Source organism: Paenibacillus sp. UMB4589-SE434, from assembly GCF_030226685.1.
Classification (GTDB): Bacteria; Bacillota; Bacilli; order Paenibacillales; family Paenibacillaceae; genus Paenibacillus_B.
The window spans coordinates 1-393 of record NZ_JASOYK010000026.1 but is presented as its reverse complement, the minus strand read 5'-3'; the positions used below and the strand labels follow the sequence as shown (position 1 = coordinate 393).

Annotated in this window: 3 tRNA genes; all 3 read left to right on the top strand. The window is 50.6% G+C overall.

The window, feature by feature from the left end:
* Positions 1 to 140 precede the first annotated feature (140 nt).
* The 3 genes from QP775_RS25590 (at position 141) to QP775_RS25580 (ending at position 392) form a co-directional block, all read left to right on the top strand.
* Positions 141 to 216 (top strand) — tRNA-Phe (locus tag QP775_RS25590).
* A 9-nt stretch (positions 217 to 225) separates the two neighbouring features.
* A tRNA-Tyr gene (locus tag QP775_RS25585) sits at positions 226 to 311 on the top strand.
* Positions 312 to 316: 5 nt separating this feature from the next.
* A tRNA-Lys gene (locus QP775_RS25580) sits at positions 317 to 392 on the top strand.
* The last annotated feature ends 1 nt before the right edge of the window (position 393 follow it).

The following is a 393-nucleotide window of genomic DNA, read 5'->3' as shown; positions in this document are numbered from 1 at the left end:
CTGTGGTGTAGAGGCCTAACATGCCTGCCTGTCACGCAGGAGACCGCGGGTTCGAATCCCGTCAGCTCCGCCATTTTCTTTACAAAGAAGTTGAGGATGAAGTTCCAATACTTATTTGTACTCATAACTGCATATAACATGGCTCGGTAGCTCAGTCGGTAGAGCAGAGGACTGAAAATCCTCGTGTCGGCGGTTCGATTCCGTCCCGAGCCACCATGTAAATTTGGAGGATTAGCGAAGTGGCCAAACGCATCAGACTGTAAATCTGCTCCCGTCCGGGTTCGGTGGTTCGAATCCATCATCCTCCACCATTTACGAGCCATTAGCTCAGTTGGTAGAGCACCTGACTTTTAATCAGGGTGTCGAAGGTTCGAGTCCTTCATGGCTCACCAG